Genomic DNA, 25,942 nt, shown 5'->3' with positions numbered 1-25,942 from the left:
ATGAGGGCTCATGAGGCTGGTGCGCTGCACGCGGACATCAGCAACCAGGGGCCGGCCTGGCTGCGTACCCCACAGGACGTCAACGCCCTCGTGCCGGCGCTGTGGCCACGTACGGTGACGCGTGGCGCCGACGGCGCGGTCGCCGTCGCGGGCCTGAGCGTCCGCGACATCGCGGCCGAGTTCGGCACCCCGGTGTACGTCCTCGACGAGGACGACCTGCGGTCACGCTGCCGGGACTTTCGGGCGGCCTTCCCGACCGAGGACGTCTACTACGCCGGCAAGGCGTTCCTCTGCCGGGCGGTGGTTCGGATGATCGCCGAGGAGGGGCTGCACCTCGACGTCTGCACCGGCGGCGAGCTGGCCACCGCGCTGGCGGCCGGGATGCCGCCGGAGCGGATCGGCTTCCACGGCAACAACAAGTCGGTGGCCGAGCTGAGCCGGGCACTGGACGCCAGGGTGGGGCGGATCATCGTCGACTCGTTCACCGAGATCGACCGGCTGACCGCGCTGGCCCGCGAGTGGGGGGTCCGCCCCCGGGTGCTGGTCCGGGTCACCGTCGGCGTCGAGGCGCACACCCACGAGTTCATCGCCACCGCCCACGAGGACCAGAAATTCGGCTTCTCGCTGGCCGGCGGGGCGGCCGCGTCGGCCGCCTTCAAGATCCTCGACGAGGACGTACTGGAGTTGCGCGGGCTGCACTCGCACATCGGCTCGCAGATCTTCGACGCCAGCGGCTTCGAGGTCTCCGCCCGCCGGGTGCTCGCCCTCCAGGCGCAGATCCGCGACGCGCGCGGGGTCGAGCTGCCCGAGCTGGACCTGGGCGGCGGCTTCGGCATCGCCTACACCACCCAGGACGACCCGGCCGCTCCGCAGGATCTGGCCAAGCGGCTGCGCAAGATCGTCGACTCGGAGTGCGCGGCGGAGAATCTGGCCGTGCCGCGGCTCTCCATCGAGCCGGGGCGGGCCATTGTCGGGCCGTCCGTGTTCACCCTCTACGAGGTCGGCACGGTCAAGGACCTCGACGGCATCCGCACGTACGTCAGCGTCGACGGCGGGATGAGCGACAACATCCGGACGGCGCTCTATGACGCGTCCTACTCGGCGACGCTGGCCTCCCGTGCCTCGACCGCCGAGCCGATGCTCGCCCGCGTGGTGGGAAAGCACTGTGAGTCCGGGGACATCGTGGTGAAGGATGAATTCCTGCCCGCCGACGTGCAGGCCGGAGATCTTGTCGCGGTGCCCGGCACCGGTGCCTACTGCCGCAGCATGGCCAGCAACTACAACCACGTACCCCGGCCACCGGTGGTCGCGGTGCGCGACGGCCAGGCGCGTCTGATCGTCCGGCGGGAAACCGAAGAGGATCTGCTGGCTTTGGATGTGGGATGACGTCACCTGTGCGCTTGGCACTGCTCGGCTGCGGCACGGTCGGTCAGGAGGTGGTCCGGCTGCTGCACGAGCAGGGGACCGACCTGGCCGCCCGGATCGGCGCTCCGCTGGAGATCGCCGGCATCGCCGTCCGCCGACTCGGCCGTGACCGCGGTGACCTGCCGGTCGACCCCACCCTGTTCACGACCGACGCGCTCGGCCTGATCAAGCGCGACGACGTGGACGTGGTGATCGAGGTGGTCGGCGGCATCGAGCCGGCCCGGACCTGGCTGGTCGAGGCGCTGCGCGCCGGCAAGAGCGTGGTCACCGCCAACAAGGCGCTGCTCGCCGAGGACGGCGTGGCGCTGCACGACGCGGCGGCCGAGGGCGGCGGCGACCTCTACTACGAGGCGTCCGTGGCCGGGGCCATCCCGCTGCTGCGCCCGCTGCGCGAGTCGCTGCACGGCGATCGGATCAACCGGGTCACCGGCATCGTCAACGGCACCACCAACTTCATCCTCTCCGCCATGGACGCCACCGGCGCCGGCTTCGCCGAGGCATTGGAGGAGGCCACCGAGCTGGGGTACGCGGAGGCCGACCCGACCGCCGACGTGGAGGGCTTCGACGCGGCGGCCAAGGCGGCGATCCTCGCCTCGCTGGCGTTCCACACCCGGGTCGGTGCCGCCGACGTGCACCGGGAGGGCATCACCGAGGTCACCGCCGCGGACGTGGCCAGCGCCCAGGCGATGGGCTGCACGATCAAGCTGCTCTGCATCGCGGCCCGCGGCGTCGACCCGGCCGGCCGGGACACGGTCAGTGTCCGGGTGCACCCGGCGATGATCCCGCGCAGCCACCCGCTGGCCAGCGTCGGCGACGCGTTCAACGCGGTCTTCGTGGAGGCGGACGCGGCCGGGGAGCTGATGTTCTACGGCCGGGGCGCGGGTGGCGCGCCGACGGCCAGCGCCGTCCTCGGCGACGTGGTGGCGGTGGCCCGCAACCGGCTCGCCGGGGTGCGCGCGGCCAGCGAGAGCGCGTACGCCGACCTGGCGGTGCGGCCGATGGGCGAGGCGCTGACCCGCTACCACGTCAGCCTGGACGTGGCCGACCGTCCGGGTGTGCTGGCCGCGGTGGCTGGCGTGTTCGCCCGGCACGACGTGTCGATCGCGACCGTGCGGCAGGGCTCGGCGGGCGGGGTGCCCGGCCGGGACGGCGACGCCGAGTTGGTCATCGTCACCCACGTGGCACCGGACGCCGCGCTCGCCGCCACCGTCGGCGAGCTTCGTGGTCTGGACATCGTCCGGTCGGTGACCAGCGTGCTGCGGGTCGAGGGCGGCGCGTGAGTCGTTGACCCGGTGGTGGGGCAGGCCGTGTGCGGCCCTCGCGTCCCGCCAGGTGGGTAACCCGGGGTGCGCCACCGGTCGCTCCGGCAGGCTGGTCCAGGGTGGCCTGGAAATGCTCAGGTCGGCACGGCGGTAGAGGCGAGGAGAGCGACATGTGGCGGGGTCTGATCGAGGCGTACCGGGATCGGCTGCCGGTCACCGCGGCCACGCCCGTCGTCACGCTGCACGAGGGGAACACCCCACTGCTGCCCGCGCCGGTGCTCTCCGCCCGGCTCGGTTGCGACGTGCACCTCAAGGTGGAGGGCGCCAACCCGACCGGCTCGTTCAAGGACCGCGGGATGACCCTCGCGGTCTCCAAGGCGGTCGAGGCCGGCAACAAGGCCATCATCTGCGCCTCCACCGGCAACACCAGCGCCTCCGCCGCGGCGTACGCGGCCCGGGCCGGGCTGACCTGCGCGGTGCTGGTGCCACAGGGCAAGATCGCGCTGGGCAAGCTGGCCCAGGCGCTGGTGCACGGCGCGAAGCTGCTCCAGGTGAGCGGCAACTTCGACGACTGTCTCGCGACGGCCGCCAAGCTCGCCCAGGACTACCCGGTCGCCTTGGTCAACTCGGTCAACATCGACCGGCTGCACGGGCAGAAGACCGCCGCCTTCGAGATCGTCGAGGCGCTCGGTGACGCGCCCGACATCCACTGCCTGCCGGTCGGCAACGCCGGCAACATCGCCGCCTACTGGATGGGGTACGCGGAGGAGCACGCCGCCGGCGCCACCACCCGGGCCCCGAAGATGTACGGCTTCCAGGCCGCCGGCGCGGCCCCGATCGTGACCGGCCAGGTGGTGCCGGAGCCGTCGACCATCGCCACCGCGATCCGGATCGGCAACCCGGCGAGCTGGACCAAGGCGCTGGACGCCCGCGACGCCTCGGGTGGCCTGATCGCGGCGGTGACGGACCGGGAGATCCTGTCCGCGTACCGGCTGCTCGCCCGCGAGGTGGGGGTCTTCGTCGAGCTGGGCAGCGCGGCCAGCGTGGCCGGCCTGCTCCAGCAGGCCGCGGCGGGTGCGGTGCCGCCGGGTTCGACGGTGGTCTGCACGGTGACCGGCCATGGTCTGAAGGACCCGGAGTGGGCGATCTCCACGGCGCCCGCTCCGCTGACCATCGCGAACGACCCGCTGGCCGCGGCCCGCGCCCTCGACCTGGCCTGAGCGGCCAGCGCCCCCGCATCGCCGCCGGTCTCGGCGGCGGCCGGCTCCGGAAACGTGGCCGGCGTGGGGCCGGCGAGGGTCGGGGTGATCGAGTCCGGCACACTTTCGGGTATCCCCACCCGCATTCTCTTTCAGGAGTGAGCCAGGCCGATGTCGCTGCTCGCCAGATTCAGCCTCGCCAACCGAGGGCTGGTTGCCCTCATCGCGGTGGTGATCACGGCGTTCGGAGCGTTCGCCGTACCGTCGCTGAAGCAGCAACTGCTGCCGTCGCTCGAATTCCCGGCCGCGTTCATCGTGGCCCCCTACCCCGGCGCCGGACCCGAGATCGTCGAGTCGCAGGTGACCGAGCCGATCGAGAACGCCCTCCAGAGCATCCCCGGTCTGGACAAGGTCACCTCCACCTCCCGCGAGGGGTCGGCCACCGTCCAGGTGCAGTACGAGTTCGGCACCGACCTGGACGACATGGTCAACAAGATGCAGACCGCGCTGAGCCGCATCGACGCCCAGCTGCCGGAGGGCGTCGATCCGCAGGTCATCGCGGGCAGCACCGACGACCTGCCGGCGGTGGTGCTGGCTGCGGCCGGCGGGGCGGACCAGCGGGCGCTCGCCGAGAAGCTGCGCGACACGGTGGTGCCGGAGCTGGAGGGGATCGAGGGGGTCCGCACGGTCGATGTGACCGGGACCCGCGACGACGTCGTGGTGGTCACCCCGGACCCGGCCAAGCTCGCCGCGGCGAAGCTCCAGCCCACGGCGATCGGCGCCGCGCTGAAGACCAACGGCGTGACGATCCCGGCCGGCGCGGTGAACGACGGCAGCCTGGCCCTCCCGGTGCAGGTTGGCACGCCGGTCGCCACCCTGGACGACCTGCGCGGCATCGTGGTCGCCCCTGGCGCGCGCCCGGTCCGTCTCGGTGACGTGGCGGCCGTCGAGCAGCAGGTCGCCCCGGCCACCGCGATCACCCGGACCAACGGCCAGGACAGTCTCGGCATTGCGGTCACCGCGGCGCCGGACGGCAACGCCGTGGAGATCTCGCACGAGATCCGGGACAAGCTGGCCGACCTGAAGGACGCCTCCGGCGCCGAGCTGACCGTGGTCTTCGACCAGGCGCCGTTCGTCGAGAAGTCGATCGAGTCGCTGACCACCGAGGGCCTGCTGGGCCTGCTGATGGCGGTCATCGTCATCCTGGTCTTCCTGCTGTCGGTGCGCTCGACCGTGGTCACCGCGGTCTCCATCCCGCTCTCCGTGCTGGTGGCACTGATCGCTCTCTGGATCGGCGACTACTCGCTCAACCTGCTCACCCTCGGCGCGCTGACCATCGCGGTGGGCCGGGTGGTGGACGACTCGATCGTGGTGCTGGAAAACATCAAACGGCACCTCGAGTACGGCGAGGAGAAGCAGCACGCGATCATCACCGGCGTCCGTGAGGTGGCTGGCGCGGTGACCGCGTCCACCCTCACCACGGTCGCGGTGTTCGCGCCGATCGCGCTGGTCGGCGGGTTCGTCGGGCAGCTCTTCGCGCCGTTCGCGATCACCGTGACGGTGGCGCTGCTCGCCTCGCTGCTGGTGTCGCTGACCGTGATCCCGGTGCTGGCGTACTGGTTCCTCAAGCCGCGCGGCGGCACCGTGGACGACGAGGCGGTGCGGCGCGGCGCGGAGGAGAAGGAGCTGCGCAGCCCGTTGCAGCGGGCGTACCTGCCGGTGATCGGGTTCGCCACCCGCAAGCGGTCCACCCGCTGGATCACCGTCGGTCTCGGCCTGCTGGTGCTCTTCGGCACCTTCGGTCTGTCCCAGAAGCTGGAGACCAACTTCCTGGACGACTCCGGTCAGGACACGCTCAGCTTCCAGCAGGAGTTGCCGGCGGGTAGCGGCCTGGCCGCCACCGACGCGGCGGCCAAGCAGGTCGAGACGGTGCTCGGGCGTACCGACGGGGTCGAGACCTACCAGGTGACCGCCGGCGGCGGGGACAACCCGTTCGCGGGCGGCGGCAACAACATCGCGACGTGGTCGGTGGCGCTGAACGGGGACACCGACGCGAAGCAGATGCGCGAGGTGCTGCGCAAGGAGTTCGACACGCTCGGCACCGGACTGGGCGAGGTCACCTTCGGCGGCGGGCAGGACGCCTCGACCAGCCAGCTTGAGGTGGTCGTCCAGGCCAGCGACCCGGAGGTGCTGACCCGGGCCGCTGAGGCGGCCCGGACGGCGATGGCCGGGGTGCCGGACGTCGCGGACGTCACCACCAGCCTTGCCGCGCAGGTGCCGCGGGTCGACGTGACCGTCGACCGGGTCGCCGCCGGTCGGGTCGGGCTCACCGAGGCCGCGGTGGGTCAGTTCGTGTCGCAGGCGTTCCGTGGGGCGCCGCTGGGCCAGGTCACGCTCGACGGCCAGCAGCAGAACGTGGTGCTGCGGTTGGGCGTACAGCCGCCGGTGTCGGTGGAGCAGCTGAACGCCCTGCCGATCGGTCCGGTCAAGCTGGGCGACATCGCGAAGGTCACCCGGGCCGAGGGGCCGCAGCAGGTCAGCCGGATCGACGGTGAGCGCAGCGTCTCGGTGACCGGCACGGCGACCGGCTCGAACCTGGGCGCGACCAGCCAGGAGCTGCAGAAGCGGCTGGACGGCATCGACGTGCCCGGGGCGACCTTCACCATCGGTGGGGTCAGCGCGGACCAGGCGGACGCGTTCGGCGACCTGGGCCTGGCTGTGCTGGCCGCGATCGCGATCGTGTTCCTGATCATGGTGGCGACGTTCCGGAGCCTCACCCAGGCGCTGATCCTGCTGATCTCCATCCCGTTCGCGGCGACCGGCGCGATCGGCCTGCTGCTGGTGACCGGGACGCCGCTCGGCGTGCCGGCGCTGATCGGCGTGCTGATGCTGGTCGGCATCGTGGTGACCAACGCGATCGTGCTGCTGGATCTGATCAACCAGTACCGGGCCCGGGGCATGGGAGTCGGGGAGGCGGTGGTCGAGGGTGGCCGGCGCCGGCTGCGCCCGATCCTGATGACCGCGGTCGCGACCATCTTCGCGCTGCTGCCGATGGCGCTCGGGTTGACCGGCGAGGGCGGCTTCATCTCCCAGCCGCTGGCGGTCGTGGTGATCGGTGGCCTGCTCAGCTCGACGCTGCTCACCCTGATCCTGGTGCCGACGCTGTACACGATGGTGGAGCGCACCAAGGAGTCGCTGCGGGAGCGGCGCCGCCAGCGGCGCTCCGGCCAGCCGGCGGTGACCGGGTCGACCGGACCGGAGACCGACGAGCCGGCCGGCCCGAACCAGGTCGCGGTGCCGTCCGGTGCGCCGGCCGCGGCGCAGACCGAGGGATCGCAGCCGGCGGCGGGGCGACTCGCCCCGTCGGGTGCGCTGGTGGACGGCACGGACCAGTTCGAGGTGCTGCGGCTGCCGCGCAGCCGTACCTCGCCGCTGCCTCCGTCGGAGCCGACCGAGTAGTCGGACCGGCACGGTGAATCGCCCCCGGCGGGTTCCGACCCGCCGGGGGCGTTCCGGCTTCCGAGGCCGGCCGGCTCCGGGTGGATCCCGGGACCGGTCGTGGCTGGTCGCGCCGAAATAGAGCCCTGTCATCCGGGTAGGGTCCTGCTCCGTGGCGTCCACCCTCTCGGTTCTCACCGGCAACCGGAGCTTCCGTAACCTGTTCCTCGCCGAGCTGGTGGTCTTCGGTGCCGACTGGTTCGTCATGGTGCCGCTGCTGGTGTTGCTGCCCCAGCTGACCGGCAGCGGGGTCTGGGGCGCGCTGGTGCTGGCGGTGGACACCGGCATCGTGGCGCTGCTGCTGCCGTACACCGGCACGGTGGCCGACCGGTTCGACCGGCGGAAGATCATGATCGCGGCGAACGTGGCGGCGCTGGTGGGCGTGTTGCTGCTGCTCGGCGTCCGGGACGGAACGGCCTGGCTGGCGCTGGTGGCGATCGGGGTGGTGGCGGTCGCCAAGGCGTTCTACTCGCCGGCCGCCCAGGCCGCGCTGCCCAACGTGCTGGAGCCGGACGAGCTGGCGGCCGGTAACGCGGTGGCCGGCTCAGCCTGGGGCACCATGACGGTGGTCGGCGCTTCGCTCGGCGGCGTACTCAGCTCGGCCGCCGGCCCGTACGTCTGCTTCTGGGTTGCGGCGGTGGGCCTGGCGCTTGCCGCGGGTCTCGCCACACGGATCCGCCGGCCCCTGCAGGCGCCCCGGGACGCCGACCGGCCGGCCCAGCGGACCTGGCCGGCGGTCCGCGAGGCACTCGGCTACATCGGGCACCGGCCGCGGGTGCTGGCGCTGGTCACGGTGAAGTCGGCGGTCGGCCTGGGCAACGGGGTGCTGACCGTGTTCCCGCTGCTCGCCGGCGTGTACGGGGTCGGCTCGCTGGGCGCTGGCCTGCTCTTCGCGGTGCGCGGGGCGGGGGCTCTGGTGGGGCCGATCCTGATGCGTCGGGTGCTGACCAACCGGTCCTGGCTGCTGCCCGGGCTGGCGCTGTCCATGTCGCTCTACGGCCTGTCCTACCTGGGCGCGTCGGTGGTCCGCTGGTTCCCCTTGGTGCTGCTGCTGGTCTTCGTGGCGCACTTCGCGGGCGGGAGCAACTGGGTGATGTCGAACTTCGCCCTGCAGGGCGAAGTGCCGGACCGGTTGCGGGGGCGAGTCTTCGCCACCGACATGATGCTCGCGACGCTGGCCATCTCGGTGAGCCAGCTGGCCGTGGCCCTGGTGGTGGACGTGGTGGACGAGCGGGTGGTGCTGGCCGGCTGTGGGCTGGTCACCCTCGTGTACGCGGTCGGCTGGCGGATCGCCACCCGCCGACTCTCGCTCACCACCCCGGCTGCCGAGCCGGTTCCCGACCCGGCCGGCTGAGCGCGCCGGTCCCACGCTGCGGGCGCAGGACCGGAACGTCGGTGTCGACCCCTAGCATGAGCCCGTGCCGACGAACTTCGCCGCCGGGCCGGTCCGGGTCCGGGTCCCCGCGACCAGTGCCAACCTGGGCCCGGGCTTCGACGCGCTCGGTCTCGCCCTCGGCCTCTACGACGACCTGGCCGCCGAGGTCACCTCGGGTGGGGTCCGGGTGACGGTGACCGGGCAGGGGGCCGGTGAGCTGCCCGACGACGACCGGCACCTGGTGGTGCGGGCGATGCGGGCCGGCTTCGACGTGCTCGGTGCCCAGCCCGAGGGGCTGAGCGTGGAGTGCGTCAACCGGATCCCGCAGGCGCGTGGGTTGGGCTCCTCGTCCGCCGCGATCGTCGCCGGTGTGTTGCTGGCTCGCGCCCTGGTCACCGATGGGGAGCGCCGGCTGGACGACGCGGCCGTTCTCCGGCTGGCCGCCGAGATCGAGGGCCATCCGGACAATGTCGCGCCGTGTCTGCTCGGGGGCTTCACGCTGGCCTGGTCCGAGTCGACCGGCGCCCGCGCGGTGTCCCTGACGGTCGCTGACGGGGTCCGGCCCACTGTTTTCGTTCCGGCGGAGCGTGGGTTGACCGCGACCGCGAGGGCGGCGTTGCCGGCCACCGTGCCGCACGGCGACGCCGCGTTGACCGCCGGGCGGGCCGCGCTGCTGGTGCACGCGCTGACCGCCGACCCGACACTGCTGCTGCCGGCCACCGTTGACCGGCTCCACCAGGATTACCGCGCACCCGCGATGCCGGGGACGTCCGCCCTGGTCAGCGAGTTGCGAGCGGCCGGTGTGGCGGCTGTGATCAGTGGTGCGGGGCCGACCGTCCTGGCGCTCAGTGACCCACCGGCCGCCTTCCCGATGGGAACAGATTGGCAGATCTGGCAGTTACCGATAGACGTCAGCGGTGCAAGGGTTGCCCGGGGTAGACTTGGACACGCCGAGCGGGACCCTGTTGCCGCAGGTCGGAAGAGTTGATTACGCTCTAGACCTAGCACAGCCGCGAAGCACGCGATCTCCTGCGGGGCGGCGCACCCCCGAAGCTCTCGGCGGTCAGCCCGTCACCCCTGCCCAAGGCTCACGCCGCACCGCAGTTTCCACAGGTCGCCGCAGACGGCGAGACCTGCTCACCGACCTTTGGTGAGTCGGGATACCGACCGGCTGCTGTGTCACAGACTCCCGCGACGCGTCCTTGCGAGGCGGGTGCACCGAGGCCGCCCGGCCACCTGAGTTCTGACTCCGGGCAGTCCCGGCCTTTATCGAGGGAAGGAATCCATTGAGCGACACCACCGACGTGACGTCGGATGTTTCCAACGTCGCTGGCGATGCCACCACCGCCGCTCCCGCCCGTCGGCGGCGTAGCGGCACCGGTCTGTCGGCGATGCTGCTGCCAGAGCTGCAGAGCCTGGCCGCGTCGCTCGGCATCTCCGGCACGGCTCGCATGCGCAAAGGCGAGCTGATCGCCGCGATCTCCGAGCGGCAGGGCGGCAACGCCGCCGGGACCCCTCGACCGCGGGCTGAGGTCGCGGCTGCGGCCGCTCCGGCTCGTGAGGAGGTGCGGGAGACCGTGGACCGTCCGGCGGCCGAGGGACGCAGCACCGACCAGGCGCCGGCCGAGCCGGCCGCCGAGACCGAGGGCCGGGGTCGTACCCGGCGGAGCCGGACCACCGCGGCGGAGGCGCGTCCCACTGAGGCACGCACCGACGAGGCGGAGGCCGGCGAGCGGACCGACCGGGGTGAGAATCGCCGGGACCGGGCCGAGCGTCCGGAGCGCGCGGAGCGTGCCGAGCGCGCCGAGCGTCCGGAGCGTGCCGAGCGTCCGGAGCGGGCAGAGCGTGCCGACCGGGGCGAGCGCAACGACCGGGTAGAGCGTGCCGACCGGGCAGAGCGTCCCGAGCGGGGCGAGCGTGCCGAGCGGGGCGAGCGTGCCGAGCGCAACGACCGGGGCGAGCGTGCCGAGCGGGGCGAGCGCAACGAGCGTGGTGACCGTGCCGAGCGAGGCGAGCGTGCCGAGCGCAACGAGCGTGGTGACCGTCCCGAGCGCAACGACCGGGGCGACCGCAACGACCGTGGCCAGCGCGCCGAGCGCGACAACGACGACGATGACGGCGAGGGCGGCGGCCGGCGTGGCCGGCGCAGCCGCTTCCGGGACCGTCGCCGCGGCCGTGGCGAGCGCACCGAGACCGGTGCCGACACCGGTGGGCGCGAGCCGCAGGTCGGCGAGGACGACGTGCTCGTCCCGGTGGCCGGCATCATCGACGTGCTCGACAACTACGCCTTCGTGCGGACGACCGGTTACCTGGCCGGACCGAACGACGTGTACGTCTCGATGTCCCAGATCAAGAAGTACGGCCTGCGCCGCGGTGACGCGATCACCGGTGCGGTGCGTGCGGCCCGCGAGGGCGGCAACAGTGGCGACCAGCGGCGGGACAAGTACAACCCGCTGATGCGGCTGGACACCATCAACGGCATGGAGCCGGAGGAGGCGCGGCGCCGGCCGGAGTTCTACAAGCTCACGCCGCTGTACCCGCAGGAGCGCCTGCGGTTGGAGACCGAGCCGCACATCCTGACCACCCGGGTCATCGACCTGGTCATGCCGATCGGCAAGGGCCAGCGGGCGCTCATCGTGTCGCCGCCGAAGGCGGGTAAGACGATGGTGCTGCAGGCGATCGCGAACGCGATCACCCGCAACAACCCGGAGTGCCACCTGATGGTGGTGCTGGTGGACGAGCGGCCCGAAGAGGTCACCGACATGCAGCGTTCGGTGAAGGGCGAGGTCATCGCGGCCACGTTCGACCGGCCGCCGCAGGACCACACCACGGTCGCTGAGCTGGCGATCGAGCGGGCGAAGCGCCTGGTCGAGCTGGGGCACGACGTGGTCGTGCTGCTGGACTCGGTGACCCGGCTCGGTCGGTCGTACAACCTGGCGGCGCCGGCCAGCGGCCGGATCATGTCGGGTGGTATCGACTCCACCGCGCTCTACCCGCCGAAGCGCTTCCTCGGCGCGGCCCGCAACATCGAGAACGGCGGGTCGCTTACCATCCTCGCCACCGCGCTGGTGGAGACCGGGTCCATGGCGGACACGGTCATCTTCGAGGAGTTCAAGGGCACCGGTAACGCGGAGCTGAAGCTGGACCGGAAGATCGCCGACAAGCGAACCTTCCCGGCCATCGACATCAACCCGTCCGGTACGCGTAAGGAAGAGGTCCTGCTCGCGCCGGAGGAGCTGGCCATCATCCACAAGCTCCGCAAGGTGCTGCACTCGCTGGACTCGCAGGCGGCGCTGGACCTGCTGCTGGACCGGCTCAAGCAGTCCCGCACCAACATCGAGTTCCTGATGCAGATCGCGAAGTCGACGCCGGGGGAGTAACCATCCCCAGGTGACAACACGACGAAGGGGCACGGCCAACCCGGCCGTGCCCCTTCGTCGTGTCCACCCCGCCCGGCGGCGAGGGGTGGAGTTTTCCTTCGGTTCAGTCGGTACATCTTGAAACTTCTATTCACCATCGGGTTGACTGTCGTCCATGCGTACCCGCAGACGTTCCGCCCGTCGCACCGGCGTCCTGCTGCTGACACCGCTGCTCACCCTGGCCGTTCCGGTGCCGGCGACCGCCGCCCCGCCGGCCCCGACCGCCGTCTCCGCCCCGATCGCCGCCCCGACCGTCGCCGCCGGCCTGGAGCCGGCCGGCGGTCTGGAGACCACGAAGGCCACCCGGCCGGTCGCGCCGGGCGTGCAGCTCACCTCCTTCGACCGGTACGACGCCGATGGCTGGCTGCGTGCCGACGCGCTCACCACCGATCTCACCGGCGGCGCCACTGTCGACTACGTCAACTCCGGAGCGGTCAGCCGGGCCGAGCCGCTGCGCACCGCGGTGGACGGCTCGCGCGCGGTCGCCGCGGTCAACGGCGACTTCTTCGACATCAACAACTCCGGGGCCGCCCAGGGCGTCGGCATCCGCGACGGCGAGCTGATCCAGTCGGCGGTCAGCGGTCACCGCAACGCGGTGGCGGTCACCGCCGACGGGCTCGGCCGCGTGATCGAGGTGAACTTCGACGGCACCGCCACCCTGCCCAGCGGGCCGGTGCCGCTGACCCAGTTCAACAACATCGTGCAGGCCAACGGCATCGGCGCGTTCACCGAGCTCTGGGGGACGTACTCCCGGGAGCGGGCGGTCGCGGGCGCGGCCCGGGTCGTCGAGGTCACCGTGGCCGGCGGCCGGGTGGCTGCGGTGGCCGGCGCGGCCGGCAGCGGCCCGATCGTCGCCGGCAGCACCGTGCTGCTCGGCCGCGACGCCGGCGCGGACGCGCTGGCCGGGCTCCGCCCCGGTGACCCGGTGACGGTGGCCTGGCAGCCGAAGTCGTCCGACGGCAGCTCCCTGCACGCGGCGGTCGGCGGCGGCAACGTCCTGGTCCGCGACGGCGTCGTGCAGAGCATCGCCGACCCTGCGCTGGCCCCGCGCACCGCGGTCGGCTTCACCGCCGACGGTCGCAAGATGATCATGTTGACGGTGGATGGTCGGCAGGTCGACAGCCGTGGTGTGACTCAGACCGAGATGGGTCGGATGATGGCCGAGCTGGGTGCCCACCACGCGCTCAACCTGGACGGCGGCGGATCGTCCACGTTGCTGGCCCGAGAGCCGGGCGCGCCCGCCGTGCAGGTGGAGAACAGCCCCTCCGACGGCAGCGAGCGACCCGTGCCCAACGGCCTGGCCATCTACGCGCCGAAGGGCAGCGGCCGGCTCACCGGCTACTGGGTGGAGACCGCCAGCGACCCCACCGCGGCCCCGGGCGTCTCACCGGTGCGCGGTGGCCGGCCGGACCGGGTCTTTCCCGGTCTGACCCGCACCCTCACCGCGGCCGGCTACGACGAGACGTACGGCCCGGCGGCCGGCACGCCGACCTGGCGGGCCACCCCGGCGGCGCGCGGCCGCGTCGACCAGCACGGTGTGTTCCGCGCTGGCGCGTCGGGGACCAGCACGGTCACCGCCGCACGCGGCCGGGCCACCGGCTCACTGGGCCTCACCGTGCTCGGCTCGCTGGAACGGATCGGCCTCACCGTGGAGCGGGTCGGGCTCACCGGCCGGGACGGCAACGCCGTGGTCGGGGTGGTCGGCTACGACGCCGAGGGCAACACCGCGCCGATCGAGCCGGCCGACTTGACCCTCGACTACGACCGGGACCTGCTGCGGGTCACCCCCACCGAGGACGGAAACCTCGCCGTCACCGCGCTGCGGGACACCGGCTCCGGCCTGATCACCGTCCACGTCGGACGGAACAGCACCGTCGTGCCGGTCACCGTCGGGTTGACCGACGTGCCGGTGGCCGACTTCGACGACGCCGCGTCCTGGCGGTTCAGCCAGGCCCGGGCCAGCGGATCGGTCGCGCCGGCGCCCGGCCACACCGGCACCGGCCTGCGGATGACGTACGACTTCAGCCAGTCCACCGGCACCCGGGCCGCGTACGCCGACCCGCCGGCCTGGATCGAGGTGCCTGGCCAGCCGCAGGCGTTCGGCATGTGGATCCACGGCAACGGCACCGGGGAGTGGCCCAGCCTGCACCTGCACGACGCCCAGGACACCCAGCACGTGCTGCGCGGCCCGCTGATCACCTGGACCGGTTGGCGGTACGTGGAGTTCGCGGTCCCTGCCGGCGTGCAGTACCCGGTCCGGGTGCGCCGGTTCTACGTGGCCGAGACCATCGCCACCGCGCAGTACCGCAGCGAGGTGATCATCGACGATCTGGTGGCGAAGGTGCCGCCCTCGGTGGACGTGCCGGTGGAGGCGTCGCGTACCGACCGGGTGGTGATCCGCGACGGCACCGTGGACGGCGCACCCTGGCGGTTCGCCGTGCTCTCCGACGCCCAGTTCGTCGCCGCGAACCCGGACAGCGACCTGGTCGCCCAGGCCCGCCGGACGCTGCGCGAGGTGAAGGCGGCCCGGCCGGACTTCCTGCTGATCAACGGTGACTTCGTCGACACCGCCTACCCGGCCGACTTCACGCTGGCCAAGCGCATCCTCGACGAGGAGTTGGGTGACGCGCTGCCCTGGTACTACGTGCCCGGCAACCACGAGATCATGGGCGCCCCGATCAGCAACTTCCAGGCGGCGTTCGGCGCCACCTCGCGGGTCTTCGACCACGCCGGCACGCGGTTCGTCACGCTGAACTCGTCCACCGGGACGCTGCGGGGCGGTGGCTTCGACCAGGTCCGGATGCTGCGCGAGACGCTGGACGCGGCGGCCACCGACAAGCGTGTCGGCTCGGTCGTCGTGCTGCACCACCACCCGCCGCGCGACCCCAGCCCGGCGCAGGCCAGCCAGCTCGGCGACCGCAAGGAGGCGGCGCTGCTGGAGCAGTGGCTGGCCGACTTCCAGCACCGCACCGGCAAGGGCGCGCTCTTCGTCGGCGGCCACGTCGGCACCTTCCATGCCGAGCGGGTGGACGGGGTGCCGTACGTGATCAACGGCAACGCGGGCAAGACGCCGTCCACCCCGGCGGACCAGGGAGGCTTCACCGGCTGGACGGAGTTCGGCGTGGACCCGGTCACCCCGGCCGAGGCGGACCAGGCCCGGCGCGACCCGCGCGCCGAGGGACCCCGCTGGGTGGACGTGGAGTTCCACGCGCACGTGGACCAGCTCGCGCTGACCGCACCGGCCAGCGTCGCGGTCGGCACCCCGGCACCGGTCACCGCCACGCTGACCCAGCCCGGCGGCCGGACCGTTTCGGTGGCCGCACCGGTCAGTGCGGACTGGTCGGCCTCGCCGGGCGTGCACATCGGCTCGGCGGCCGGGGTACGCCCGTGGCACAGGGCCCGCTTCGACCCGGCGAGCGGCACCCTCACGGCGCTGCGCCCCGGGTCGGTGGTTCTGGCGGTCACCGTCAACGGCGTCCGCGCCGAAACCGCGATCACCCTCACCGCCCGGGCCGCCGCGCCCGCGGCCTGACCCCGCCGCCGCCCCGCCCCGTCGAGCCGCACGGGGCGGGGCGGCGCCGGGTCAGAAGTCGCCGTCGGCCACCTGGAAGACGGTGAGACCGAGGGCCCGCCACATCTGCACCACCTGGACGCGGTCGTCGAAGACACCGACCACCCGGTACCGGTCCCGGATCTCCCGGTCGTAGATCTCCCGTTTGACGATCGCGTCCTTGCGCGAGTCGCCGACGGCACGCAGGTGCAGGCCGAGGTAGGGGACCCGGACGTGCCGGGCCAGCCACGCCTCGGTGGCCGCCCGGGCCGAGGCGTCCCGCCCGGAGCAGAAGACCACCCCGTACCCGGCGGCGTGCATCGCCCGGACCGCCGCGATCACCGCCAGGTTCGGCTGGTCCTCGCCAACCCGGGTCATGTCGTACGGGCTTCGGGAGACGGCCAGCGCGACGGTGCCGTCGATGTCCACGAGCACGATCTCCGGCGGTTCGGTCGACGGCGGGTGGACGCTGGCGGGTCGTCCGGTGCGGGCCTGCGGCACCGGCAAGGGCAGCGTCCGCCCCGCCAGGTACCGCTCGTGCAGCCGGGAGATCACGTCCGCACCGACCCGGTCGGCCTCCGGGCGGGCGGCGTCCCGGCGCAGGCACTCGGCCAACGGCACGTCGGTGAAGTCGTGCACCTCGAACTCCGCGCCGTACCGGGCGGCCAGCTCGGCCCAGTCCCGCAGCGACCGCGAGCGCAGGTTGGTGTCGTCCACGCAGACGTCCGCCCGGGCCCGCAGCAGCGCCTCGACCTGGGCTCGCTGGACGACGGTCACCTGCGCCTCCGCCCACTGGGTGAAGAGCCGCTCGCCGTGCAGCATCCGGCGCAGGTCGTCGCGGTTGACCCGGACCACGGACGGCTGAAGGGTCCGGGCAAAGGTCGTCTTGCCGGACGCGGGCAGGCCCCGGGTGGCGATCAGGCGGCTCATCGGCTCCTCTTCGGCTCGGCGGGCGTACCCCCGGCGGGGCACTCGACCGCGGCCCGCCGGGCGGGTGAATGCCCGGCCGAGCGGCGGGAATGCGGACGGGGAGGCACGTGTTGACGATGCCGGACGAGGTGTGCGGCCCGATTGCCGGGTCGGCTCAGGCCCATGGCACACTGGTCAATCGGCCACCGGTTCCGGTTCACGCCCGAGCCCGTCGTGCACGGCGCGACGGGCGGTGACGGCGACCCGGCGACCACCAACGAGAGGACCGAGGCAAGATGAAGGCAAACATCCACCCGGAGTACGTGACCACCGAGGTCAGCTGCTCCTGTGGCAACACGTTCACGACCCGCAGCACCGCCAAGGGCGGGGCGATCCACGTCGAGACCTGCAGCGCCTGCCACCCGTTCTACACCGGTAAGCAGCGCGTTCTCGACACCGCCGGCCGGGTCGCGAAGTTCCAGCAGAAGTACGCCAAGGTTCAGGCCAAGAAGGCCAAGTAACTTCTCGTTCGGCGCCCGCGTCCGGTTTTCCACCGGACGCGGGCGCCGTCCGCATTCCGCCCTGTTTCGCCTGGCGCCCGGCCCTCCGGCCGGCCCGGCCGGCGCCGCAACCCCTGAAGGAGCACCCGCAGCATGAGCAGCGAGCGTCTGGCCGGTCTCCTCGACGAGTACGCGGAGCTGGAGAAGCGGTTGGCCGATCCGGCCATCCACGCCGACCAGGCCACCGCGCGTCGGGTCGGCCGTCGGTACGCCGAGCTGGTGCCGTTGCGCAAGGCTGCCGGCGAGCTGGAGCAGGCGCGCGCCGACCTGGCCGCAGCCCGCGAGCTGGCCGCCGAGGACCCCTCCTTCGCCGCCGAGACCGAGGCGATCGCGGCGTCCCTGCCGGCCCTGGAGGAGCGCCTCGCCGAGCTGCTCATTCCGCGTGACCCACACGACGCCAAGGACGTGATCGTCGAGATCAAGGCCGGTGAGGGCGGTGAGGAGTCCGCGCTCTTCGCCGGTGACCTGCTGCGGATGTACACCCGGTACGCCGAGCGCCACGGCTGGATCACCGAGGTGATCGACGCACAGGACTCGGACCTCGGCGGGGTCAAGGACGTCTCGCTGTCGATCAAGACCAAGGGCGTCCCGGAGGGCGGCAACGGCGTCTGGTCGCGGCTCAAGTGGGAGGGCGGCGTGCACCGCGTGCAGCGTGTCCCGGTCACCGAGTCGCAGGGTCGGATCCACACCTCCGCCGCCGGGGTGCTGGTGCTGCCGGAGGCCGAGGACGTCGACGTCACCATCGACCAGAACGACCTGCGCATCGACGTGTTCCGCTCGTCCGGCCCGGGTGGCCAGTCGGTCAACACCACCGACTCGGCGGTGCGGATCACCCACCTGCCGACCGGCATCGTCGTCTCCTGCCAGAACGAGAAGTCCCAGCTGCAGAACCGGGAGCAGGCGATGCGGATCATGCGGGCCCGGCTGCTCGCCGCCGCCCAGGAGCAGGCCGACGCCGCCGCCTCGGACGCCCGCAAGGCGCAGGTGCGCACGGTGGACCGCTCGGAGCGGATCCGGACCTACAACTTCCCGCAGAACCGGATCACCGACCACCGGATCGGCTACACCGCGTACAACCTGGACCTGGCGCTCGCCGGGGATCTGGACGGGGTGCTGGACGCCCTGAGCGAAGCCGACCGCGCCGCCCGGCTGGCCGGCGACACCGAGCTGACCCGCCGCTGACGGATCGCCACCGGCGCCCTCCGGCGACGGCCGAACAGCCGGCGGTCAGCTCGCGCGTGGACGGGACTTCGCGCGCAGCATCTCCCGGTCGGCCTGTTCGAAGGCGACGCTGAGCGCGTCGCGCAGCCCGCCGCCGCCGGAGACCTCGGCGAAGCCGATGCTCACCCCGACCGGGGTGCCGGGCACCAGCGACTCCCAGTCCTCCGCGCTGACCGCCGCTTCGATCCTGCGGGCTACCTCGGAGGCCTCGGCCATGCCGGTGTCGGGCAGCACCACCACGAACTCGTCACCACCGTAGCGGGCCACGAAGTCACCCCGGCGCATCACCCGGTTGATCACCCCGGCGATGCGTTGGAGCACCAGGTCTCCCGAGTGGTGCCCGTGCCGGGTGTTGACCGCCTTGAAGCCGTCCAGGTCGCAGACGCCGATCACCACCCGTTCGCCGCGGGTGACCACGGCGGTGATGTACCGCTCCAACCGTCGCCGGTTGGGCAGCCCGGTGAGCGGGTCGGTCAGGGCTTCGCCCTCGAACCGTGCCGCCTCCCGGCGCATCTCCTCGTGGTCGATCCGGGCGGCGATGCCGTCGATGTAGACGTCGCGCAGCCGGTCGTTGCGCTGTGCGGCGAGCCGGAACGCCAGCCGGTCGGCCCGGTGCGCCGCCAGGTGGTCCCCGGCACGGGTCAGCGCGATGCTGCGCAGCCGGGCCGGCTCGGCGGCGCCCAGCGTCTCGGTGGACACCCGGATGGTGTCCAGCCGGGTGACCGCCTCGATCGGCCGTCCGTCGGCCACGGCCAGGCAGACCAGCCCGAGTTGCCGCATGTCGCGGGCCCGGGCGCTGTCCCCGCCGTGGCCGAGCAGCCGGGACGGCTCGGTGTCCGGGGCGGACTCCACCCGGTCGCCGAGCGCGGCCTGTCGGGCCGCCGCGTACCCGTACGCGGCGAGGCTGCTCGGGCGCAGCCGGCCGGCCCGCCCGGTGCGGACGAACCGGGCCAGGTCGGCGGCCACGTCCCGGAGCACCCGCAGGCAGCCGTCGCTGTCGCCGTTGTGGTCCAGCGCCACGGCGTTGCGCAGCCGGATCCCCGGCGCGGCGAACGTCTCCTCCGGGATCCCGGAGGTCAGCCCGAGCTGCCGGGCACGTTCGATCGCACCCAGGGCGTACCCGTGGAAGCTGAGATAGCTGTAGGCCATCGCGAGGTCGTGCCAGCCCCAGGCGGTGTCCCGGTCCGGGTCCTCCACGGCGCCCAGCGCCCGGGCGGCCTTGACCAGGTGGGTGACGCAGCGGTCCAGTGCTCCCTGGTGGTGTGCGGCGAGCGCGGCCAGCGCGTTGAGGTGCCCGTGCAGGTAGGGCTCGGCGAGGTCGCGGACGGCCGCCGAGGCCTCCTCGATGGCCCGGGTGAACTCCGCCGTCCGACCAAGATTGATCAACGCGGAGAGGCGCTGCACCAGGGCGTCCGCTCGCGCCGCCGGGTCCGTGGTGCTGCGGATCACCCGCTCCAGCAGGGCGTACGCCTCCGCGGAGCGACTGGCCTCCTGCAACGCCCGAGCGCGCGTGAGGGCGTCAACCTGGTCATCGACCCGGTCGAGCCAGCCCACTCGCAACCTCCCGTCGTGTGCGCATGGTCGCACCCGTTCATGGCGTCCCCCGCGACGCTTCATGATTATGACGTGACCACTCTGCCGCAACACCCCCCCGAAGGGACAGGCCGGCTCCGTCCGTCCGCCGCGGTGGCCCGGTCGGCCCGGGTGCTCGCCGCCGCCGGGGTGGGTCCGGCCCGCGCGGAGGCCGAGCTGTTGGCGGCGTACGTGCTGGGGGTGCCCCGGGGCCGGCTGGCCCTCGCCGACGACCTGACCGACGACCAGGCGGACCGGCTCGACGAGCTGGTGCGCCGCCGCGCCACCCGGGAGCCGTTGCAGCATCTGACCGGTGTCGCCGGCTTCCGGCACCTGGAGCTGGTGGTCGGCCCGGGTGTCTTCGTGCCCCGGCCGGAGACCGAGCTGCTGGCCGGCTGGGGCGTTGAGCAGGCCCGGGGCCTGCCGGACCCGCTGGTGGTGGACCTATGCAGCGGCTCCGGCGCGATCGCACTGGCGGTAGCCCAGGAGCTGCCGGGGGCGCGGGTGATCGCGGTGGAGCGGTCCCCGGCGGCGCTGAGCTGGCTGCGCCGCAACGCGGCGGAGCGGGCCGCGGCGGGGGACCGCCCGATCGAGGTGGTCGAGGCCGACGTCACCGCACCGGACCTGCTGGCCGACCTGGTCGGCCGGGTGGACGTGCTGCTCTGCAACCCGCCGTACGTACCGGTCGACGTGGTCGTGCCGCCGGAGGTGGCCGGGCATGACCCGGCGGAGGCGGTCTTCGGCGGCGCGGACGGTCTGGCGGTGATCCGGCCGGTCATCACCAGGGCGGCGGCGCTGCTGCGTCCCGGCGGCGGGTTCGCGGTCGAGCACGACGACACGCACGGCGCGGCGGTGCCCGGGCTGCTCGCTGCGGACGGCCGGTTCGCCGACGTCACGGAGCATCTGGACCTCACCGGCCGCCCCCGGTACGCGACCGCGTCCCGACGGGCGGACGGCCAGCACGCCACGGCCGGCCCGGCGTGGCAGACTGACTCCTCGTGATGCTCTACGACTGCCGATCGCCCGCCGATCGGGACCGCGGCATCGCTGCGGCCATCGAGGCGGTCAAGAACGGCGAGCTGGTCGTCCTGCCAACGGACACTGTCTACGGCATCGGCGCGGACGCGTTCACCCCGTACGCGGTCAAGGCGCTGCTGGACGCGAAGGGCCGGGGCCGGCAGATGCCGCCGCCGGTCCTGATCGGCTCGCGGCACACCCTGGACGGGTTGGTCTTCTCGCTGCCCAGCGCAGCGCGAGACCTGGTGGAGGCGTTCTGGCCGGGTGCGCTGACGATCGTGGTCGAGCACTCGCCGAGCCTGCAGTGGGACCTCGGCGACAAGTCGGGCACGGTGGCGGTGCGGATGCCGCTGCACCCGGTGGCGCTGGAGGTGCTGCGGGAGACCGGCCCGATGGCGGTCTCCTCGGCCAACAAGACCGGCCAGCCCGCCGCGGTCACCGCCGAGGAGGCCCGCGACCAGCTCGGCTACTCGGTGCGTGCGTACCTGGAGGCCGGGCCCTGCCCGGACCCGGTGCCGAGCACGATCGTGGACCTGACCGGCGAGGTGCCGCAGTTGCTGCGGGCCGGTGCGATCCCACTGGAGAAGCTGCGCGACGTGGTGCCGGACCTCATTGACGGCCAGGGGGTCTGAGTGCCCCCCTTCACCGTTCTGCACGTCTGCATGGGCAACATCTGCCGCTCGCCGATGGCGGAACGGTTGCTGGCCCTCGCGGTGCGGGAGCGGTTGGCCCGGCGCGAGCAGGACCCGGCCCGGGCCGAGGAGCTGCTGCACAGCCACAGCGCGGGCACCGGCGGCTGGCACGCCGGCGAGGAGATGAACCCGCCGGCGGCGCGGCAGGTGACCGGCCGGGGTGGGGACGTCGAGGGGTTCGCCGCGCGCAAGCTGCGCTCGGACCACATCGACGCCGCCGACCTGGTCCTGACCGCGACCGCCGATCAGCAGGAGTACGTGGTGGCGCTGCGTCCGGACGCGGCGGCCCGCACGTTCGTGCTGGGTGAGTTCGGTCGGCTGCTGGCCGCGGTGGACGCCGCCGCGTTGCCGCCGGCCGAGGCGACCCCGGAGGCGGTGTACGCCCGGGGCATGGCCCTGGTGGCGGCGGCCCACAGCGCCCGGTTGGGCGCCTCGTCGCTGCCCACCGATGATCTGGACGACCCGTGGGGTCGTGGCGACCAGTGCTTCAGCCGGGTTGCCGACGAGATCGAGGAGACGGTCCACCCGCTGGCCGGCGCGCTGCTGCCCTGAGCGTCGTGCGAATTTCCTCCGGGTTTGGGGAAAACCCGGGGCGAAAGGGGCGTTCCGGGTCATTCTGAACGGGTCCTAGCGTGACCGGCTCCTGCGGGGAGAGCTGATGATCCGGGCCCGACTCGACAAACTGCTGACCGTGTTGATTGCCGGTGTGCTGGCCGGGCTGGTGCTGGCAGCGGCCGCCCTGCCCGCGGCCCTGGTCTTCGGGATCGGCTTCAGCGCCCTCTCCACGCCCTACTCGGAGCTGCCGAACACGCTGCGCACGCCGCCCACCGCCCAGCGCTCCAACCTCTACGCCAACGACGGCACCACCCTGATCACCTCCTTCTACCAGGAGGACCGGGTGGACGTGCCGCTGCACGAGGTCGCCCCGGTGATGCGCCAGGCGATCGTGGCCGCCGAGGACGTCCGGTTCTACCAGCACAGCGGGGTGGACCTGCGAGGCGTGGTGCGCGCGTTCACGGTGAACAAGCGTGACGGCCACACCCGGCAGGGCGCCTCCACGCTGACCATGCAGTACGTCCGCAACGTGCTCCGCAGCGACCCGCGGCTGACCGAGCGGCAGCGCGACGCGGCCACCGAGGTCACCACCGCCCGCAAGGTCCAGGAGATGCGGTACGCGCTGGCGCTGGAGCGGGAGCTGAACAAGGAGGAGATCCTCGCCCGCTACCTCAACATCGCCTACTTCGGCGCCGGGGCGTACGGCATCGCGGCAGCCAGCAAGCGCTACTTCTCGCGGTCCCCGGCCGAGCTGACCCTGGCCCAGGCCGCGATGCTGGCCGGTCTGGTCCGGTCGCCGGACAGCGACGACCCGATCAACGGCGACGCCGACAGTGCGCTGCAGCGACGGGGGTACGTGCTGGACCAACTGGTGGAGTCGAGCCAGGTGTCGGTGGAGGCGGCGGCGGCGGCCCGGGCCGAGGCGCTGGAGCTGCGGCCCAGCGAGACCCCGAACGACTGCACCGCGGTGCCCAACGGGCACAACGACTGGGGCTTCTTCTGCGACTGGTTCACCAAATGGTGGAGCAGCCAGTCGGCGTTCGGGTCGAGCGCCGACGAGCGGCAGCGCACGCTGCGCCGGGGCGGATTCTCCATCGTCTCCTCGCTGGACCCGGGGATCCAGCGGGCCACCACCGAGCAGGTGCTGAAAATCTACAAGCCGACCAATGCCCGGGCCATGCCGACCGCCGTGGTGCAGCCCGGCACGGGCCGGGTGCTGGCGATGTCGGTGAATCGCAGCTACGGCGTGGCGGACAACCCGGTCGGGCAGAAGAACCACCCGAACACGGTGAACCAGCTGGTGGCCGGCGGCGGGGCGATCGAGGGGTACCAGGGTGGGTCCACGTTCAAGCTCTTCACCATGCTGGCCGCGCTGGAGTCCGGCCTGCCGCTGTCGACCGACTTCGACTCGCCGAGCCGGCTGGTCACCCGCTACGCGGCGACCGGTGAGGCGAGCTGCGACGGCCGCTGGTGCCCGGAGAACTCCAGCCCCTCGGTGATGGACGGCCGGCGCACCATGTGGACCGCGTTCGGGCGCTCGGTGAACACCTACTTCGCCTGGCTCACCGAGCAGGTGGGCGCCGACCGGGTGGTGGAGATGGCCGAGCGGCTCGGCATCGTGCTGCGCGCCGACTCCGATGCCCGGCTGGCCCGGTACGGAGCGAAGAACTGGGGCCCGTTCACCCTGGGCGTGGCCGCGACCACCCCACTCGACCTGGCCACTGCGTACGCCACGGTGGCGGCCGAGGGGACCTGGTGCGCGCCGCTGCCGGTGGTCTCGATCACCGACTCGGCCGGTCGGCCGGTCGACGCCGCCAAGCCGGACTGCCGGCAGGTGATCGACACCGACGTGGCCCGGGCGGCCACCGACGCGGCTCGCTGCCCGGTCGGCGACCAGTCGATGTACGGACGTTGCGACGGCGCCACCGCGGGCGACTTCCGGGCCAAGCTCGGCCGTCCGGTGGCGGGCAAGACCGGCAGCTCGGATCGGTACGAGGTGGAGACGGTGGTGGCGTTCACCCCGCAGCTCGCGGTCGCCTCGATGGCTGCCAACCCGGACAACCCACGCGACGCCGTCGGTCAGGCGGTGCAGGCCCAGATGGTGGATGCCGTCGGCGAGGTGCTCGCCATCGGCCTGCGCGGCCAGCCGGTGCGGGACTTCGTCCCGCCGAGCGAACGGGCCGCCTTCCAGGTCACCGAACCCCGAACCGGCAACTAACCCAGGTGTTCGGCGTTGCGGGCGATGTTGCGGGCCATTCCGCCGAAGACCACGGCGTGGAACGGGGCCACCGACCCCCAGTAGGTGTGCCCGGCCAACCCACGCGGCAGGAAGACGGCGCGCTGGTGGTAGTGGCTGCGTCCGTCGTCGGTCGGCAGTACCCGCATCTCCAGCCAGGCCCGGCCGGGCAGCCGCATCTCGGCGCGCAGCCGCAGCAACTCGCCCGGGATGATCTCCTCGACCCGCCAGAAGTCCAGCGCCTCGCCGACCTGCAGGCGGTGCGGGTCGCGCCGGCCGCGACGCAGCCCGACCCCGCCGATCAGCCGGTCCAGCCAGCCGCGAACCGACCAGGCGAGCGGAAACGAGTACCAGCCGTGCTCGCCGCCGACGCCCTCGATGACCCGCCAGAGCGCCTCCGGTGGCGCGTTCACCGCCTGTTCCCGGACGTCGGTGTAGGCGGTGCCGCCGGACCAGGCCGGGTCGCTGGGCAGCGGCTCGGCGGGCGCGTCCGGGCCGCTCGCGGTCGACCAACGGGTCTCCACCTGGGCGTCGCGCACCTTGGCCAGCGCCAGCGCGACGGCCTGGTCGAAGCCGATCAGGCCGCCCGGCGGGTCGGGCACGTACCGGGCGATGTCGTGTTCGTGCGTGACCGCCTCTTGGACCAGGCTGTCCACCAGCGGGCGGGCGATGGCGTTCGGCACCGGGGTGATCAGGCCGACCCAGTGCGACGAGAGCGACGGGGTGAGCAGGCGGACCGGCACGATGACCCGCCGGCGCAGCCCGGCCACCGAGGCGTAGCGCTGCATCATGTCGCCGAAGGTGAGCACGTCGGGCCCGCCGATGTCGAAGCCCCGGTTGACCTCCGCCGGCAGCGCGGTGCAGCCGGCCAGGTAGCGCAGCACGTCGCGGACCGCGATCGGCTGGATCCGGTTGCTCACCCAGCGTGGGGTGACCATGGCGGGCAGTCGCTCGGTCAGGTAGCGCAGCATCTCGAACGACGCCGAGCCGGAGCCGATGATCACCGCGGCTCGGAGCACCGCCGTGGGCACTCCGCTGGACAGCAGGATCCGGCCCACCTCGGCCCGGGACCGCAGGTGCGGGGAGGGCACCTCCTCGTGCGACGCCGGCTCCGGGCCGCCCAGGTAGATGATCCGGCGTACGCCGGCCTCGCGGGCCGCCGCCGCGAAGTTGGTCGCCGCCGTGCGGTCGGTCGCCTCGAAGTCGGCCCGGCCCAGCGAGTGCACCAGGAAGTAGGCGACGTCCACGTCGGCGAACACGGCGGGCAGCGTCTCCGGCCGGCTCAGGTCCCCCTCGACGATCTCGGCCGCCGACGCCCAGGGCACGTCACGCAGCCGCACGGCCTTCCGCGCCAGGCAGCGCACGGTGTGTCCGTCGGCGAGCAGCAGCGGCGTCAGCCGCCCGCCGATGTATCCCGTGGCTCCGGTGACCAGGCATCTCACGGTTCCCAGT

The 25,942-nt window shown here is 72.9% G+C and carries 17 protein-coding genes; 14 read left to right on the top strand and 3 right to left on the bottom strand.

What is annotated here, in order from left to right; genetic code table 11:
• From lysA to ACFY29_RS17200, 8 genes are all read left to right on the top strand, one after another.
• Positions 1-1,386, top strand: a complete 1,386-nt coding sequence (lysA, locus tag ACFY29_RS17235; RefSeq protein WP_386987201.1) for a diaminopimelate decarboxylase — start codon at positions 1-3, stop codon at positions 1,384-1,386.
• An 8-nt stretch (positions 1,387-1,394) separates the two neighbouring features.
• Positions 1,395-2,705, top strand: coding sequence for a homoserine dehydrogenase (locus ACFY29_RS17230; protein WP_328426065.1), 1,311 nt, complete (start codon positions 1,395-1,397; stop codon positions 2,703-2,705).
• Between the two features lie 152 nt (positions 2,706-2,857).
• Complete coding sequence (gene thrC, locus ACFY29_RS17225) at positions 2,858-3,907, top strand: threonine synthase (RefSeq protein ID WP_328419878.1); 1,050 nt, start codon at positions 2,858-2,860, stop codon at positions 3,905-3,907.
• A 150-nt stretch (positions 3,908-4,057) separates the two neighbouring features.
• On the top strand, positions 4,058-7,345 hold the full coding sequence (locus ACFY29_RS17220; RefSeq protein WP_386987198.1) for an efflux RND transporter permease subunit: 3,288 nt from the start codon (positions 4,058-4,060) through the stop codon (positions 7,343-7,345).
• Positions 7,346-7,496: 151 nt separating this feature from the next.
• Positions 7,497-8,738, top strand: a complete 1,242-nt coding sequence (locus ACFY29_RS17215) for an MFS transporter (RefSeq protein WP_355608662.1) — start codon at positions 7,497-7,499, stop codon at positions 8,736-8,738.
• 64 nt (positions 8,739-8,802) lie between these two features.
• Entirely contained in the window at positions 8,803-9,747 is a 945-nt protein-coding gene (gene thrB / locus ACFY29_RS17210; RefSeq protein ID WP_386987195.1) for a homoserine kinase, read from the top strand.
• A gap of 298 nt (positions 9,748-10,045) precedes the next feature.
• Entirely contained in the window at positions 10,046-12,139 is a 2,094-nt protein-coding gene (gene rho, locus ACFY29_RS17205; RefSeq protein ID WP_386987192.1) for a transcription termination factor Rho, read from the top strand.
• Between the two features lie 154 nt (positions 12,140-12,293).
• Positions 12,294-15,710, top strand: coding sequence for a phosphodiester glycosidase family protein (locus ACFY29_RS17200; protein ID WP_386987189.1), 3,417 nt, complete (start codon positions 12,294-12,296; stop codon positions 15,708-15,710).
• Between the two features lie 51 nt (positions 15,711-15,761).
• Here ACFY29_RS17200 and ACFY29_RS17195 read toward each other — a convergent pair whose 3' ends face one another.
• Positions 15,762-16,658 (bottom strand): AAA family ATPase, encoded by an 897-nt coding sequence (locus ACFY29_RS17195; RefSeq protein WP_386987186.1) that lies wholly within the window; start codon positions 16,656-16,658, stop codon positions 15,762-15,764.
• A gap of 275 nt (positions 16,659-16,933) precedes the next feature.
• On the opposite strand from ACFY29_RS17195, the gene rpmE reads away from it, so the two are divergent.
• Together rpmE and prfA are read left to right on the top strand one after the other, a co-directional pair.
• Positions 16,934-17,158 carry a 50S ribosomal protein L31 gene (rpmE, locus tag ACFY29_RS17190; RefSeq protein ID WP_007464546.1) on the top strand — a complete coding sequence of 75 codons (225 nt, stop codon included), beginning with the start codon at positions 16,934-16,936 and terminating at the stop codon, positions 17,156-17,158.
• A gap of 132 nt (positions 17,159-17,290) precedes the next feature.
• Positions 17,291-18,379, top strand: a complete 1,089-nt coding sequence (gene prfA, locus ACFY29_RS17185) for a peptide chain release factor 1 (RefSeq protein WP_328419863.1) — start codon at positions 17,291-17,293, stop codon at positions 18,377-18,379.
• Between the two features lie 45 nt (positions 18,380-18,424).
• Here the strand turns inward: prfA and ACFY29_RS17180 are convergent, their stop codons facing one another.
• On the bottom strand, positions 18,425-19,972 hold the full coding sequence (locus tag ACFY29_RS17180) for a GGDEF domain-containing protein (protein ID WP_328419861.1): 1,548 nt from the start codon (positions 19,970-19,972) through the stop codon (positions 18,425-18,427).
• A gap of 72 nt (positions 19,973-20,044) precedes the next feature.
• Between ACFY29_RS17180 and prmC the strand changes: the two genes are divergently transcribed.
• The 4 genes from prmC (at position 20,045) to ACFY29_RS17160 (ending at position 24,472) form a co-directional block, all read left to right on the top strand.
• On the top strand, positions 20,045-20,992 hold the full coding sequence (gene prmC / locus ACFY29_RS17175; protein ID WP_386987181.1) for a peptide chain release factor N(5)-glutamine methyltransferase: 948 nt from the start codon (positions 20,045-20,047) through the stop codon (positions 20,990-20,992).
• A complete protein-coding gene (locus tag ACFY29_RS17170; RefSeq protein WP_328426063.1) occupies positions 20,992-21,639 on the top strand; it encodes an L-threonylcarbamoyladenylate synthase in 648 nt (215 codons plus the stop codon). The genes prmC and ACFY29_RS17170 overlap by 1 nt, the downstream gene beginning before the upstream one ends.
• The gene (locus ACFY29_RS17165; RefSeq protein WP_355608681.1) at positions 21,640-22,251 is read left to right on the top strand and encodes a phosphotyrosine protein phosphatase; all 612 of its coding nucleotides are present in this window, start codon (positions 21,640-21,642) and stop codon (positions 22,249-22,251) included.
• A 106-nt stretch (positions 22,252-22,357) separates the two neighbouring features.
• Positions 22,358-24,472, top strand: a complete 2,115-nt coding sequence (locus tag ACFY29_RS17160; RefSeq protein WP_328419855.1) for a transglycosylase domain-containing protein — start codon at positions 22,358-22,360, stop codon at positions 24,470-24,472.
• Here ACFY29_RS17160 and ACFY29_RS17155 read toward each other — a convergent pair.
• Positions 24,469-25,932, bottom strand: a complete 1,464-nt coding sequence (locus ACFY29_RS17155; protein ID WP_386987177.1) for an SDR family oxidoreductase — start codon at positions 25,930-25,932, stop codon at positions 24,469-24,471. The genes ACFY29_RS17160 and ACFY29_RS17155 overlap by 4 nt on opposite strands.
• Between the last annotated feature and the right edge of the window lie 10 nt (positions 25,933-25,942).

It is taken from the genome of Micromonospora sp. NPDC000668, assembly GCF_042897975.1.
Taxonomy (GTDB): domain Bacteria; phylum Actinomycetota; class Actinomycetes; order Mycobacteriales; family Micromonosporaceae; genus Micromonospora.
Note: the sequence above shows the minus strand (reverse complement) of the source record. Positions and strands in the feature narration are given on the sequence as shown.

What these genes read in the sequence shown, in the direction of transcription:
- lysA (WP_386987201.1), top strand. Translation starts at nt 1, where the DNA reads ATGAGGGCTCATGAGGCTGGTGCGCTGCACGCGGACATCAGCAACCAG.
- thrC (WP_328419878.1), top strand. Translation starts at nt 2,858, where the DNA reads ATGTGGCGGGGTCTGATCGAGGCGTACCGGGATCGGCTGCCGGTCACC.
- ACFY29_RS17220 (WP_386987198.1), top strand. Translation starts at nt 4,058, where the DNA reads ATGTCGCTGCTCGCCAGATTCAGCCTCGCCAACCGAGGGCTGGTTGCC.
- ACFY29_RS17200 (WP_386987189.1), top strand. Translation starts at nt 12,294, where the DNA reads ATGCGTACCCGCAGACGTTCCGCCCGTCGCACCGGCGTCCTGCTGCTG.
- ACFY29_RS17195 (WP_386987186.1), bottom strand. Translation starts at nt 16,658, where the DNA reads ATGAGCCGCCTGATCGCCACCCGGGGCCTGCCCGCGTCCGGCAAGACG.
- rpmE (WP_007464546.1), top strand. Translation starts at nt 16,934, where the DNA reads ATGAAGGCAAACATCCACCCGGAGTACGTGACCACCGAGGTCAGCTGC.
- prfA (WP_328419863.1), top strand. Translation starts at nt 17,291, where the DNA reads ATGAGCAGCGAGCGTCTGGCCGGTCTCCTCGACGAGTACGCGGAGCTG.
- ACFY29_RS17170 (WP_328426063.1), top strand. Translation starts at nt 20,992, where the DNA reads ATGCTCTACGACTGCCGATCGCCCGCCGATCGGGACCGCGGCATCGCT.
- ACFY29_RS17160 (WP_328419855.1), top strand. Translation starts at nt 22,358, where the DNA reads ATGATCCGGGCCCGACTCGACAAACTGCTGACCGTGTTGATTGCCGGT.